This window comes from Marinobacter sp. E2, assembly GCF_055755345.1.
Window position 1 is genome coordinate 2897837 of sequence record NZ_CM146911.1, and the last position, 13638, is coordinate 2911474.

Annotated in this window: 9 protein-coding genes; 3 read left to right on the forward strand and 6 right to left on the reverse strand. The window is 61.3% G+C overall.

Annotated elements, in window-relative coordinates:
• Window positions 1-44 precede the first annotated feature (44 nt).
• Both AC0J1C_RS13220 and AC0J1C_RS13225 read right to left on the reverse strand, forming a co-directional pair.
• Window positions 45-1220: a methyl-accepting chemotaxis protein gene (locus AC0J1C_RS13220; RefSeq protein ID WP_473044266.1), complete on the reverse strand. Its 1176-nt coding sequence runs from the start codon at window positions 1218-1220 to the stop codon at window positions 45-47.
• 120 nt (window positions 1221-1340) lie between these two features.
• Complete coding sequence (locus tag AC0J1C_RS13225; RefSeq protein WP_473044267.1) at window positions 1341-1898, reverse strand: shikimate kinase; 558 nt, start codon at window positions 1896-1898, stop codon at window positions 1341-1343.
• 156 nt (window positions 1899-2054) lie between these two features.
• Between AC0J1C_RS13225 and AC0J1C_RS13230 the strand changes: the two genes are divergently transcribed.
• Complete coding sequence (locus tag AC0J1C_RS13230) at window positions 2055-2756, forward strand: lytic transglycosylase domain-containing protein (protein ID WP_473044268.1); 702 nt, start codon at window positions 2055-2057, stop codon at window positions 2754-2756.
• 4 nt (window positions 2757-2760) lie between these two features.
• Here the strand turns inward: AC0J1C_RS13230 and putA are convergent, their stop codons facing one another.
• Both putA and AC0J1C_RS13240 read right to left on the reverse strand, forming a co-directional pair.
• The gene (gene putA / locus AC0J1C_RS13235) at window positions 2761-6390 is read right to left on the reverse strand and encodes a bifunctional proline dehydrogenase/L-glutamate gamma-semialdehyde dehydrogenase PutA (protein ID WP_473044269.1); all 3630 of its coding nucleotides are present in this window, start codon (window positions 6388-6390) and stop codon (window positions 2761-2763) included.
• Between the two features lie 167 nt (window positions 6391-6557).
• Window positions 6558-10061: an NAD-glutamate dehydrogenase gene (locus AC0J1C_RS13240; RefSeq protein ID WP_473044270.1), complete on the reverse strand. Its 3504-nt coding sequence runs from the start codon at window positions 10059-10061 to the stop codon at window positions 6558-6560.
• Window positions 10062-10218: 157 nt separating this feature from the next.
• Between AC0J1C_RS13240 and AC0J1C_RS13245 the strand changes: the two genes are divergently transcribed.
• Entirely contained in the window at window positions 10219-10671 is a 453-nt protein-coding gene (locus tag AC0J1C_RS13245; protein WP_091987203.1) for an Lrp/AsnC ligand binding domain-containing protein, read from the forward strand.
• Here the strand turns inward: AC0J1C_RS13245 and AC0J1C_RS13250 are convergent, their stop codons facing one another.
• Window positions 10672-11850 (reverse strand): YbfB/YjiJ family MFS transporter, encoded by a 1179-nt coding sequence (locus tag AC0J1C_RS13250; protein WP_473044271.1) that lies wholly within the window; start codon window positions 11848-11850, stop codon window positions 10672-10674. It abuts the gene before it with no gap.
• A gap of 45 nt (window positions 11851-11895) precedes the next feature.
• Window positions 11896-12462, reverse strand: coding sequence for an elongation factor P-like protein EfpL (gene efpL, locus AC0J1C_RS13255; RefSeq protein WP_375192255.1), 567 nt, complete (start codon window positions 12460-12462; stop codon window positions 11896-11898).
• 165 nt (window positions 12463-12627) lie between these two features.
• Between efpL and AC0J1C_RS13260 the strand changes: the two genes are divergently transcribed.
• Window positions 12628-13551, forward strand: a complete 924-nt coding sequence (locus AC0J1C_RS13260; protein ID WP_473044272.1) for a LysR family transcriptional regulator — start codon at window positions 12628-12630, stop codon at window positions 13549-13551.
• The last annotated feature ends 87 nt before the right edge of the window (window positions 13552-13638 follow it).

Consider the following 13638-nt stretch of genomic DNA (forward strand, 5'->3'; position numbering starts at 1 on the left):
CGTTAGCTGTCTGTTTTTGCCGGCCAACGCCGGCCTCACTGTGTTCAGAAGAAGGTTATGTCGCCGCTGGTTACCGCCTGCGCGGTTTCCTGGCTACGGTGGCCGCTGCGATGATTGCTGCGTTCTTCGGCCATGACGTAGGAGGCCTCCATCTGCCGCATCACCGCCTCCACGTCGGGAAGGTCACCGGCACCCAGGGTGTCGCTAACCGCTCCGATGTTGGCACGCACGTGGGTCAACATCTGGCTGGTGCGGTCCTGGAACTGAAGCTGAACCAGGGCCTGCTCGACTTCCGACTGGATGCCCACGTTAGTGCGACGCAGGGCCTCGGCAGACTCCACCAGCCGGGTACCGAAGCCCCGGAAGCTCGTGAGCACCTGCTCAATGGTGCGCTCGGAGACGGACACCGCCTCGCCATCCCGGCCCCGGGCGTCCTGGGCCGCGCTCACCGCCGAGCGAATGGACTCACCGATATACCCCACCTTAGTACTGATCCGTTCCCCGGTTTCCGCCGACAGCCGGGAGAGTTTGCGCACCTCGTCTGCCACTACGGCGAAACCACGCCCGTGTTCCCCGGCCCGCGCCGCCTCAATGGCCGCGTTCAACGCCAGCAGATTGGTCTGCCCGGCAATGGTTGCAACGTCCTGGGCCATGGTGTCGAGCTCATCGACGAAGGTGTCCAGGCCGTTGATCTGCTTCAGCAGGCCATCCCGGTCCTCCAGGGCTCTCTGCAGGGTATCGACTACTGACTGAAGCTCTTTCTCGGCCTTGCCGAAAACACCACCCAGCCCGCCTTCCAGTGAATCGGCCACTTCCGATGACATGCTGGTGGCACTGCGCAACTCCCCGGCCAGGTGACTGAAACAGGTGGTCAGATCGGTGATGGCGCTTTCGGTCTGGGCCCGGGCGGTTTCGATCTGCTGGGACCAGATGGGCAAAAGCTCGGATCCCAGCTGTTCGCAGGCCTGCCGCTGGGGCCGGTCCGACACGGACAGCTCCGCAGCCTGGTTTTCCATGGCGGCGGCGAACGCTGCCGACCCGCGCATGCACAGGATTCTTGCCAGCAGGGCGGCGCCGAGGCCGACGGCCAAGAGCGTGACTGCCAGTACAAACCGGCTCGGCCCGGACAGGGCGAAAAGAAACGCGGTGGCGCTCAGCAGCGCGGGCGCTGCGCTGACAGCCATCAACATCGATACAGGAAAGCGAGGTTTTGTAGTCACGACTGGCTCCAATTCTGATGGAGCCATCGTGCTCGCGGCGGTGCGAGTGAACAATCAGGTCAATGCCGGTATTCGTCTAGGGCCGGACCCGGCTGGGAAGTAGGGGAAGGACTACGCCCGCTAGGGAGCGCGGAACAACCCGGAGCGGGTCGGTAACTGGCTGACCACCGCCTGGCAGACCTCGTCCTGGGTCTTGCCCTCCCCTGCCACGGTCAGGTCCGCGTAGCGCTGGTAAAGGCGGTGGCGTTCCTCAAACAGATCCTCGAGAGACTGGTCAGGGCGGCGGGAGATACCGCGCATGCTGTGGTCGCCGATGCGCTCAGTGACCACCGGCAGAGGGATATCCAGAAACACCACAACGCCCCGGGTCTTGAGGTGATCCATGGCGGCGGTACTGTACACGGCGCTGCCTCCGGTACTGATCACCTTGTGGTCGGCATTCAGCTCCAGCAGCACCTGCTCCTCGATCCTGCGCAGGGCCTGGTAGCCGTCGTGGTCCACAATGTGCTGGAGGGTTCGACCGGCGTGTTCCTGGATCAACAGGTCAGTGTCGACAAAGCCCAGGCCCAGATGTTTTGCCAGCAGTACCCCGACGGTGCTCTTGCCGCTGCCTGGCATCCCAATGAGAATGACGTTGGAGACTTCTTCAGAATGGGCGGTCGTCGTGGGGTCCGTCATGGTCGCTCCTGGAAATGAGAACAGGCTGGCATTACGCAGAAAGTAACATTTTTCCGACAAAGCCCGCGCTTTATTACGGTAACCGACACCGTATAATCTGGACGAAGGCGCCCGTGCGCCCTTTTGGAAAACGACCGTCAACTGCATGAGCAAGTAATGACAATCTGCAGATCACACTGGACCTCCACCCTCCTGGCGACGGCGCTCACTCTGGCTGCGCCGGCAATGGCGGACGGCATCAAACGCATCGTCCACCCGGACGGCACGGTGGAGTTCACCAATGTGAAGGACGCGGCCCAACCGAGGGCCTCAACCGGTAACGATACCGTTTACCGTTACCGGGACGAAAATGGCGTAGTGGCTTACAGCAGTAGCCAACCGACCGCGGCCGAGTTCGACGTTATCAGGTTCCATTGCTACGCCTGCGACCCGGACTCACGGGTAGACTGGCGCACCACGCCGCTGTTCACCCAACCCTTCCAGACCGAGATCCAGACCGCAGCCGCCGAATTCGGAGTAGATCCGGCTCTTGTACGGGCCGTTATCCATGCCGAGTCGGCGTTCAATGAAAAGGCCCTGTCACCGGTGGGTGCCCAGGGCCTGATGCAACTGATGCCCGCTACGGCGGCGGAGCTGGGCGTGAAAAACGCCCTCGCAGCGGCCGAGAACATTCGCGGTGGAGTCAACTACCTGGCGAACATGCTTGAGCGCTTCAACGGCGACATCAAGCTGGCCACCGCCGCTTACAACGCGGGGCCTGGCGCGGTCAGCCGCTACCAGGGCGTGCCGCCCTATGCCGAGACCAAAGCCTACGTGCACAGGGTCGGCATTCTCCACGAGCGTTACGCGGCCCGATAACCCCTTACTCGGAAGCGGCAATCAGGCTGGCGTTACCGCCGGCTGCGGTGGTGTCCACACACAGATGACGCTCGATCACGAAGCGCTGGTCCAGTGTGTGCTCGGTAATCAGCGGCAGCAATGCGCCGTCGCGCTTCGCCAGCGCCTCACGGTACTGCTTTAGCAAGGCTTGTTCGGCACAGCTCACAACCGCTTCAAACCCGTCCACCGTGGCCAGGGCATTCGGCTCAAGAAGGCCTTCAGCACCGGAAATCGGCAGGCCCGCCTTGGCGCCCTGGTCGATGATGTCCTGCACACCCGGTGCAATCACCACCACCTTGTTACCCTGAGACAGTGCCGTCCCGGCCTGTGCCAGAGCGGTTTCACGATCGGGCCCCAGACACAGCACCACACCCCGGGCGTGATTGGACAGGCGGTTGGTTTCACCGGTCGGCCCCGGGAGCGCCTCCACGTGGGCATCCAGCGGCTCCGGCACCTTGCCGAACACCGGTTTCAGGGCCTCAACGCGGACATCGGGTTTGGGCGCGGTGAGCTTGTCGAGCTGACCGATCAGCTTCTGCAGCTGTTTCGCATCCACGGTTTTCGCGCCGGAGTCGGCAGGACGTTCCACCGTTTCACCTTTCAGGAATCGACGCACATACTGCGGGCCGCCAGCCTTGGGGCCGGTGCCGGAGAGTCCCTCGCCGCCGAACGGCTGGGAACCGACAATGGCGCCGATCTGGTTGCGGTTCACGTAACTGTTGCCCACCTTGATGCGGCTGGTAATGCGCTCTACGCGGCGATCCACACGGCTGTGCAGGCCGAAGGTCAGGCCATAGCCCTTGGCATTGATCGAATCCACCACCTTGTCGATGTTCTTCGCCTCGAAGGTGGCCACGTGCAGCACCGGCCCGAAGATCTCTTCTTCGAGGTCCTCGATGCCGTTCACGCTCAGTACCGCCGGCGAGACGAACAGTCCCTTCTGTGGAATCGGCATTTTTTTCAGGAGCTTGCCGTTACGCTCGAACTTGTCGCAGTGATCGACAATCTTCTTGCGCGCATTCTCGTCGATCACTGGCCCCACGTCGGTAGACAGCAACCACGGGTCGCCAATGCCCAGTTCGTCCATGGCGCCGTACAGCATTTCCAGCAAGCTATCGGCAATGTCCTTCTGCACATAGAGCATGCGCAGAGCGGAACACCGCTGGCCGGCGCTCTGGAACGAGGAGGCCAGCACATCCCGCACCACCTGCTCCGGCAGCGCGGTGGAATCCACGATCATGGCGTTCAGGCCACCGGTTTCGGCCACCAGCGGCGCATCCGGCGCCATGTTCTCGGTCATCACCTTGTTGATGCGCTGGGCGGTTGCGGTGGAGCCGGTGAAGCAAACACCGCTTACGCGGGAGTCCGAGGTCAGCGCGGCACCCACGGTGGCACCGGTACCGGGCAGCAACTGGATGGCATCTTTGGGGATGCCGGCCTCGTGCATCAGTTCCACGGCACGCACCGCCAGCAGGGAGGTCTGTTCAGCCGGCTTGGCAACGACGGTATTGCCCGCCGCCAGGTTGGCCGCGATCTGGCCGGTGAAGATGGCCAGCGGGAAGTTCCAGGGCGAGATGCAGCACATCACGCCGCGGGTATCGCCGCTGTCCTTGTAGCGGATGGCTTCGTTGGCGTAGTACTGGGTGAAGTCCACCGCCTCACGGATCTCCGCCACGGCATCCAGCAGGGATTTACCGGCCTCCCGGGTGGTCAACGCGAACAGCTCGTGGGCATGTTCCTCATAGATGTCACCGATCTTGCGCACCAGCGCAGCACGCTCTTCCGCCGGCGTCTTTGACCAGCTTTCAAGGCCCTTCACAGCGGCGCCAATCGCGGTGTCGACATCGGCATCGGAGGCCTGGGTCACGTGACCCACCAGGTCGTCCGGATCGGCCGGGTTGCGCACCACCTGAACTTCCGAGCCGGCCACCTCGCCCACGATCACGGGGCCGCCCTTCCAGCGAAAATCCTTGTAGGCGCCCCGGCCCTCTTCGATGGTGTTGACGGTCACCGGATCGGTGATATCCCAGCCCTTGGAGTTACGGCGCTGATCCCCGAACAGCTTGAACGGATGCACGATGGCCTTGCTGGAAATGTTGTTGCCCATTTCCTCGACGCTAAGGATCGGATCCTTGGCGATTTCCTCAGGAGTAATGCGCTTGTCGACAATCTGGTTCACGAAGGAGCTGTTGGCACCATTCTCCAGCAGTCGACGCACCAGGTAAGCCAGCAGGTCCTTATGAGGGCCCACCGGCGCGTAGATCCGGCAGGGTACGCCGCTAACCCGCAGCACTTCGTTGTGCAGCGACTCGCCCATGCCGTGCAGACGCTGGAATTCGTAGTTGTCCACACCCTTGGTCTTGGCCATTTCCAGAATGGCCGACACCGAATGCGCGTTGTGGGTGGCAAACTGCGGGTAAATGCGGTTGGTCATGTTCAGCAGCTTGGTGGCACAGGACAGGAACGACACATCGCTGCACGCCTTGCGGGTAAACACGGGGAAGCCGCTGAGGCCCATCACCTGGGCCCGCTTGATCTCGGCATCCCAGTAGGCGCCTTTCACCAGACGGACCATGAATTTACGGTCGTATTTCTCGGCCAGCCCGTACAGCCAGTCGATCACGAACGACGAACGCTTGCCGTAGGCCTGGACCACAACCCCGAAGCCTTCCCAATCCGCCAGCTCGGGATCGGACACCAGTGCTTCGATCACATCCAGCGACAGGTCCAGCCGCTCCTGTTCCTCGGCATCAATGTTGAAGCCCATGTTGGCGGCGGCAGCCTTTTTCACCAGGGTACGGGCCCTGGGCAGCAGCTCGTTCATCACCCGTTCCTTATTGCCATACTCGTAGCGGGCAAGGAGCGCCGAGAGCTTCACGGAAATGCCGGGGTTCTTTCGAACGTCGCCTTCGTTGGCCTTGGCAATGCTGTCGATGGCATTGGAATAGGCTTCGTAGTAGCGCTTGGCGTCATCGTCAGTGCGAGCGGCCTCGCCCAGCATGTCGTAGGAGTAGGTGTAGCCCTTGGCCATGTATTCCTTGGCTTCATCCTGGGCTTCTTCAATGTCGCGGCCCAGCACGAATTGCCGGCCCATCTCCTTCATGGCCTGGTTCGCCACGGTGCGGATCACCGGCTCACCAAAGCGCTTGAGCAGCTTACGGAGGGTGTCGCCCACCGTGTTGCGCTCGGAATCCTTGAGCAGGTTACTGGTCATCAGCAACGCCACGGTGGCGGTGTTGATCAGCGATGAGGATGCCTTGCCCACGTGGGTACCCCAGGCGCCCGAGGTAATCTTGTCTTCGATCAGCGCGTGGATGGTGGTGTTGTCGGGCACGCGCAGGAGTGCCTCGGCGAGGCACATGAGGGCCACCCCCTCCTTGGTGGTCAGGCCGTATTCCGCAAGAAATTTTTCCATGATGGTGGACTTGGCGTTCTTGCGAACGTTACGCACCAGCTCGGCCGCACGGGCGGAAATGGCATCGCGCTCAGCCTGGGTCAACTGGGCACCGGCAATCATCTCGTGGATGACCTTGTGCTCGTCCGCGAGATAATAATCACGAATCGCCTGCCGGCTATCGACAAGCTCAGGCGTCACTGATTGCTGCGGTCTCATAGTTGTACCCTCTTAGTTGTTTGTCTCTCCGGCATTCTACCCAGATCAACAAAGACTATTTGTCTATAAATTTTGGCCTGGCACCTCGTTACGTCTTTTTTGACGACTCACTACAACCCAAGTTTATTTCCTGAATTTAATTTTTGGGCAATTTGGCTTCCAGGCCTCTACCCGGCTTTGGCTGCCAGTTCCCTCAGCACCCCGTGGGCCACCGAGAAAACAGCACAATCCACTTCGTTGGCAGCCTGCATGTCACTCAGCATGCGTTGCCACCGGCTCAGGGCCATGCGCTTGTCCTGACGCCAGGCCTCCAGCCGGGCCTGTGGTACGCCCTCACCCGACACTGGCTCGGAAAACACACTGAAGGTCAGATTCCTTAGCTGGTGGTCCAGCTCATCCCGGAAATGGATGGTTGCCAGAACCTGCCAGTGGCCATTGGCCCGGAAGCTTCGCATCTGTCGATCAAGCCAGGTCAGGTTCAGGCTCTCACCGAGCGTGAAGTAGACCCAGGCCACGGATGCCAGCTCCTCGTTCAGCTGCCGGGCAATTTCCACCATATCCATCAGCCAGTAGCGGCTTTCAGCGGAGGCACACCAGAGCGACAAAGCATCCGGAACCTGCCTCTTACCATATTCAGCATAGCGTTCCTGCCAGCGACTTGCAGGAATCACCGATTCCAGTTGGCTCTTTGAGGTCAGAACGTCGGCCAATGCGCCCCGGTAAGCGGCAACACAATCTACCGGGTCCAGGGCCTGTTTCCGGTTCTGCAGCAGCCAGCTGGCACTGCGCGTGACCAGGCGAATGGCATCGGCGTACAGATCCGCCTGCATGCTCGCGTCTACCTGTCCATCAAGCGCTTCAATGGCCTTCCATTGGGCGTCTACGTCGTGTATCCGCAGGGAGATCAGATAGGCGGCGGCAATCCGGCCGGCGTCGGCACCGGTGGTGCTGCGCATTCGATCAAACCAGGTGATGCCCATGCGATTGACGATGTCGTTGGCAATCTGTGTGGCCGAGACCTCGGCCCTCAATGGGTGGTTGTTGATTTCATCCGGGAAGGCGGCAAGCAGGGATGGCGGGAACGCCGAATGCAGCGCGCCACTGAACCCTGGCTCCCGCACAATGTCGGACACGGCCAGCGCCTGCTTGAGTTCGATCTTGGCATAGGACACCAGTACCGCCAGTTCCGGCCGGGTAAGCCCCTCGCCCCGTTCGCGCCGGGCCTCCAGCTCTTCATCCGAGGGCAGGAACTCGAGGCCGCGATCCAGGCGTCCCTCGCTCTCCAGGCGCCGCATCAGGCGTTCGTACTGGTCCAGATGGGCAACCGCAGGATTGACCGCCAGACTCAGGGCCATGGCCTGCCGGTAGTTATTGGCCAGCACCAGCCCGGCGACCTCGTCGGTCATGGCCCGGAGCATGTGATTGCGCTCGGCCAGAGTCATTCGCTGCTGATGCACCAGGTCGTTCATCAGGATCTTGATGTTCACTTCGTGGTCGGAGCAGTCCACGCCCCCGGCGTTATCGATGAAATCGCTGTTGGCGGCACCGCCGCGGCGGGCAAACTCGATGCGGCCTTTCTGGGTAACACCGAGGTTGCCCCCCTCGCCCAGTACCTTGCAGCGCAATTCCGGGCTGTCGATGCGAAGCCCGTCGTTGGCCTTGTCGCCAACCTGTTCGTGGGTTTCCGAAGCGGCCTTGACGTAAGTACCGATGCCGCCATTCCACAGCAGGTCTACCGGCGCCCGCAGGATAGCCCGGATCAATTCGTTGGGCGTAACCGCCCGGTCTCGGATTCCCAGAGCCCGGGCCATGGCGTCCGAGACAGGAATGGACTTCATGGAGCGGGCAAACACGCCACCGCCCTCGCTGATCAGGCTTCGGTCGTAATCGGCCCAGCTGGAACCGGGCAGATTGAACAGCCGCTGGCGTTCCCGGAACGACGGCCCGGCTTGCGGATCGGGGTCGATAAAAATATGCCGGTGGTTGAAGGCGGCGACCAGCCGGATACGATCCGACAGCAGCATGCCGTTGCCAAAGACATCGCCGGCCATGTCACCAATGCCGACCACCGTGAACTCATCGGTCTGGGTATCCACGCCCAGTTCCAGAAAATGCCGCCGGACCGATTCCCAGGCGCCCCGGGCGGTAATGCCCATTTTCTTGTGGTCGTAGCCCTCGCTGCCGCCGGAGGCGAACGCATCCCCCAGCCAGAAACCGTATTCCCCGGCCAGCAGGTTGGCGATGTCGGAGAAGGTCGCCGTGCCCTTGTCGGCCGCAACCACCAGGTAGGGGTCGTCGCCGTCGTGACGCACCACCCTCTGAGGGGCAATGACCCGGCCTTCCTCAAGATTGTCGGTCAGGTCCAGCAACCCTCGGATAAAGGTCTGGTAGCAGGCCACGCCCTCGGAACGCAACTGCTCGGGGGTGGTCTCAGATGAGTGCTGTTTCACCACGAAACCGCCCTTGGCGCCGGCCGGCACAATCACCGAGTTCTTGACCTGCTGGGCCTTTACCAGCCCGAGCACCTCGGTGCGGTAATCCTCAACCCGGTCCGACCAGCGGATACCGCCCCGTGCCACAGGCCCGGCCCTCAGGTGCACGCCCTCCACCCGGGGTGAATAGACAAACACCTCGAACCTGGGGCGCGGCTGCGGAATGTCCGGTATGTCGGCGGGCGCGAGCTTCAGGGACAGGTAAGCCAGAGGCTCGCCATGCACCCCCCGCTGGAAATAGTTGGTGCGCAGGGTGGCCCTGATCAGCACAAAAAAGCGCTGCAGGATGCGATCGTCGTCCAGGGTTTCAACCGATTCCAGGGCCTGCTGGATACCCACCTCGATTTCCCGGCAACGCTCGGTGCGATGATCAGGGTCGTCGATATCGGGATCAAAACGGGCATGGAACAGGGCCACCAGACGGCCGGTCAGGTCCGGGTAACGGGCCAGGGTTTCGGCAATAAAGGGCTGACTGAACCCAAAACGCAGCTGTTTGATGTAGCGTGAGTAGGCCCGCAGCAGGGCCACTTCCCGCCAGCCCATGTTGCACAGCAGGATCAGCTGGTTGAAGTCATCGTTCTCGGCAAAGCCGTTCCAGATTTCCCGGAAGGCCGCCTGGATGCGATCCCGGGCCGCTTCGAGATCGCCGCCCCGGCAGCGTTCGTGCAATTCCACGGAAAAATCGCTGACTCCGAAGGTTTCGCCATCTCGCCGGCGAATCCGATAGGGATGCTCGCCCAGCACCCGCATGCCCAGATTCTCGACGATCGGAATCACATCCGACAGCACCGCCGGCTGGCCACCACTGTAAAGCTTGAAATGAAACCCGCCTTCGGCCGGATCCCTGGGCTGGTAGAAGCGCATGGGCACGTCGGTGCTGACGGCAATGGACTGGATCTGTTCGATGTCGGCCAGGGCTTCTTCGACGTTGAACCGGGCCCGGTAGGCCGAGGGAAAACTGCCGCTGAACACCTGTCCGTAGCGACCACCGTGGGTTTCACCGAAGCGTCGAATCAGTGCCGCATGCAGGTCGTCATCCCAGGAGCGCGACTCCTCCACCATCCGGGCGACCAGTTCCCGCAATTCAAGGGAGCCGGCATCACCGTCGCTCTGGTTTTCGAGCACATCGGCCAGTTGTTCAAGCAGGGTTTGTTGTTGTAATGGGCGGGAATCGGTCATCAATCTTCTCCGGGCTGCAGGCGTGACACGTGGGCGGATTCCACATCCAGTATACGCAAGCACCCAAAGTCGCTTTGACCATAAAGTTTCGCCAGGAAGGAGTTTCGATTATATTTGCAGAAGGATTTAGCCGTTAATCCAGCCCGGAGCCCGAACCATGGCCGATTTGGATAGAATTGATCAATCAATTATCCGCGAACTGCAGAAGAACTCCCGGATTACGGTAACCGAGCTTGCCTCTCGGGTCGGGCTCTCCAAGACGCCCTGCCAGGTGCGAATGCGCCGGCTCGAGGAGCAGGGATTCATCACCGGGTACACCGCGCTGGTCAACCAGACCAAACTGGGCCTGAGTCACATCGCGTTCGCCCAGGTCACCCTGAACGACACCAGCAGCGCCGCCCTCACCGCCTTCAACCATGCGGTCAAGGACCTGGCAGCGGTGGAACAGTGCCACATGATTGCCGGCAACTTTGATTACCTGTTGAAAGTGCGCACCCGTAACATGCACGAATACCGACAGGTGCTGGGGGAGGAAATCTCGGCCCTGCCCCATGTGCTCCAGACCAGCACTTTCGTGGTCATGGAGAACGTGAAGGACGCCGGCATGTAATCAGACGGCCAGCGCCGCCTGTGCGTCCTTGGCCCGCCGGGCCAGGTGCAGCACCACCACGCCAAGCGCCATCACCACCAGTGTGAGCCACAGCCCGCTGGTGTAATTACCCTCTACATCGGCCAGGTAACCCACCACGGCTGGCGCCAGCATCTGGGCAATACCATAGCTGAAGGTCAGCCGGCTCATGGGCCGGGACGGATTTTCCGGGAACACCCGCCCCACCATCGCCAGCATCATGCTGACAATCCCAATAAAGCTGGCGCCATAGATCACCGAACTGAGCATCACGCTGGCAAGGCTGGTATTCACGAGCAGCATCAGGATACTGACCGAATTCAGGGCATAGGCCAGATACAGCGCCAGCCACTGGCCCCAGCGCCGGGAGAACACATCCCACAACCAGCAGGCGGGGGTAGCGGCGACACCCGCAATCAGCCACACCAGCCAGCCCTGACCTTCAAGCCGGGGCATGGACTCGGCAATCGCCACCAGAAAGGTGGCCGTTACCACATAGCCCACGCCGGCGCAGAAGTAGGCCAGCTGCAACAACCGTATAAAACGGCTGCGTCCGTTGGCGGAACCGGCGGCGCCGGTTCGTGGCAGGGCGCAGGTGCGGTAATCTGGCATCCAGCGCCAGGCCGGCACCAGAAGCGCCAGGGCCACCAGCCCGTAGATCACCCACTGCTGGTCCCAGGCGTAAGGTTCCTTGATCAGTTCGGCCACCACGGCGGTGAGCACAATGCCAAGACCAATGCCCGAGAAGAACACCCCAAGCTCCGACTTCTGGTTGTGCTTGATCAACCAGCTCATCAGCAGGCCAGCGCCCAGCAACATACCCGCAGAGGTGCTCAGCCCGGAGATAAAGCGCAGCAGACTCCACAGCCACACGTTGGTGGTGTACCCCATGAGCGCAGTGGACACTACCGCGACCACAAGCCCCAGCTGGTAAAGCCGATACTTCAGGGCGAGATCATTGATGCGGGTAATCAGAACCGCGCCGGTGAGATAGCCGGCATAGTTAACGGTGGCCAGAAGCCCGACCACCGATTTGCTCAGGCCGAGGGCCGCGACCATCTCCGGGATCATCGGGGTGTAGGCAAACCGCGCTATCCCGACCATCACCACCACGGAAATGACGCTGGCCACCAGTACCTTTACAGTGTCTACAGCTTTCAAAGGTATCCCTGTTCTGGTGCGATGTGGTTACGGTGCTATGCAGGGTCAGGCACGACCCAGGAACTTGCGTTCCTCGACGTTGATGCGGATGCGATCGCCGGTGGAGATGTGTTCCGGCACCTGCACCACCAGACCGGTGTTAAAGCGCGCGGGTTTGGTTCGCGCCGTTGCCGAGCCGCCTTTCACGGAGGGATCTGTCTCATCGATCACCAGCTCAACAGTGGGCGGGAGTGCCAGCGCAACCGGCGCGTCCTTGAGCAGGATCACCATGACGCCCTGGGTGTCCTCGCTGATAAACAGAAGCTCCTCTGCGATGGCCTCGCGGTTCAGGCTGTACTGGGTGAAATCCTCGGTGTCCATGAACACATACTCGTCGCCATCGGCGTAGGAGAAGGTCACTTCCCGGCGGGTCAGGTCCGCCAGGTTGAGCATGTCCGAATCCTTGAAGGTCTCATCGAGCTTCTGGCCGGTGACCACGTCGTACATGCGCATCCGGTAGAGGCTGCCGCCAGCGCGACCCTGGGGCACGGAACGCTCGATATCCTTGACAAAATAAACGCGGCCGTCGTATTCCACCGCGGAGTTCTTCTTGATTTCACTGGCTCTTGGCATGTTGGCAACTTCCGGACTGATTGGGCTGTTACAGAATGATCGTTAGGAACAAAACTTTCCGACCGCTGGTATACCATGAACTCGGTCCACTTGCGATACGCTGTTTTGGCAGGGCGGGGCCGCCTGCCCTATCCTCCGTATAAACCCTGGCTGCCCGGTAGACTCATGAACATTCGAACCCTGGAAACCTTCATCTGGATTGCCCGGCTGGGCAGTTTCCGGGCGGCAGCGAACCGGGTCTATGCGTCGCAGCCTTCAGTTTCCGCGCGAATCGCCGGGCTGGAGGACCAGCTGGGTGTGGAGCTGTTCGATCGCTCGGGCCGACAGATCACACTTACGGCCAAGGGCCGCGAGTTCCTGATCTACGCGGAAAAGATGCTCAGCCTGCATGGGGAAATGCTGCAGGCGGTGGCCAAGCCTTCCTCCATTCAGGGAACCATTCGCCTGGCCGTTTCGGAGACCATCGCCCACACCTGGCTGCCGCAACTGATCGAGCGAGTCAGCGAGGCGTATCCTGCCATCAACCTGGAGCTTGATGTCGACATCTCCGTCAATCTTGCCGAGAAACTGGTGAATCATGAGATCGACATCGCCTTTCTGATGGGCGGCGTCAACCAGCCGGGTATCATCAACCGGAAACTTTGCCGCTATTCGCTGATCTGGGTGGCCAGCCCGAAACTCGATCTACCAAAGCGCCCCTTGTCTCTGGAGGAACTGTCCACCTGGCCCATCGTGACCTACCCCAGAAAAAGCGAACCCTACATGGCGATCCGCTCGCTGGTGGACCCGATGAACCACTCCACCCGCATCCATTCCAGCTCCTCGCTTTCGACCATCATCCGCATGACCGTCGACGGCCTGGGCGTCAGCGCACTGCCACGGGAAATCCTGCAACGGGAACTCAGCGCAGGCACTCTCAGGCGGTTTGAGGTTGCGGCCAGGGTGCCGGACCTGGCGTTCAGCGCCGCGTTCCGTTCCGGGCCCGGTGGCAATGTGGTTCAGGCCATTGCGGAATTGGCACTGGCCATCGCCGAAACCCGGGCACCCTCCGGCCAGAAAGTCCCGCCAACGCCCGACACTGCTGACTGATCAGGTTTTTCGATCAAAACCGATCCTATCTTTCGAATTGTATTTATCAGCGCCTCTGACTTAAATGTAAAAATCATCCATTTTTGA

Coding starts and splice junctions, on each gene's coding strand:
- AC0J1C_RS13230 (WP_473044268.1), top strand. CDS start 2,055: ATGACAATCTGCAGATCACACTGGACCTCCACCCTCCTGGCGACGGCG.
- AC0J1C_RS13225 (WP_473044267.1), bottom strand. CDS start 1,898: ATGACGGACCCCACGACGACCGCCCATTCTGAAGAAGTCTCCAACGTC.
- AC0J1C_RS13260 (WP_473044272.1), top strand. CDS start 12,628: ATGAACATTCGAACCCTGGAAACCTTCATCTGGATTGCCCGGCTGGGC.
- efpL (WP_375192255.1), bottom strand. CDS start 12,462: ATGCCAAGAGCCAGTGAAATCAAGAAGAACTCCGCGGTGGAATACGAC.
- AC0J1C_RS13240 (WP_473044270.1), bottom strand. CDS start 10,061: ATGACCGATTCCCGCCCATTACAACAACAAACCCTGCTTGAACAACTG.
- AC0J1C_RS13245 (WP_091987203.1), top strand. CDS start 10,219: ATGGCCGATTTGGATAGAATTGATCAATCAATTATCCGCGAACTGCAG.
- putA (WP_473044269.1), bottom strand. CDS start 6,390: ATGAGACCGCAGCAATCAGTGACGCCTGAGCTTGTCGATAGCCGGCAG.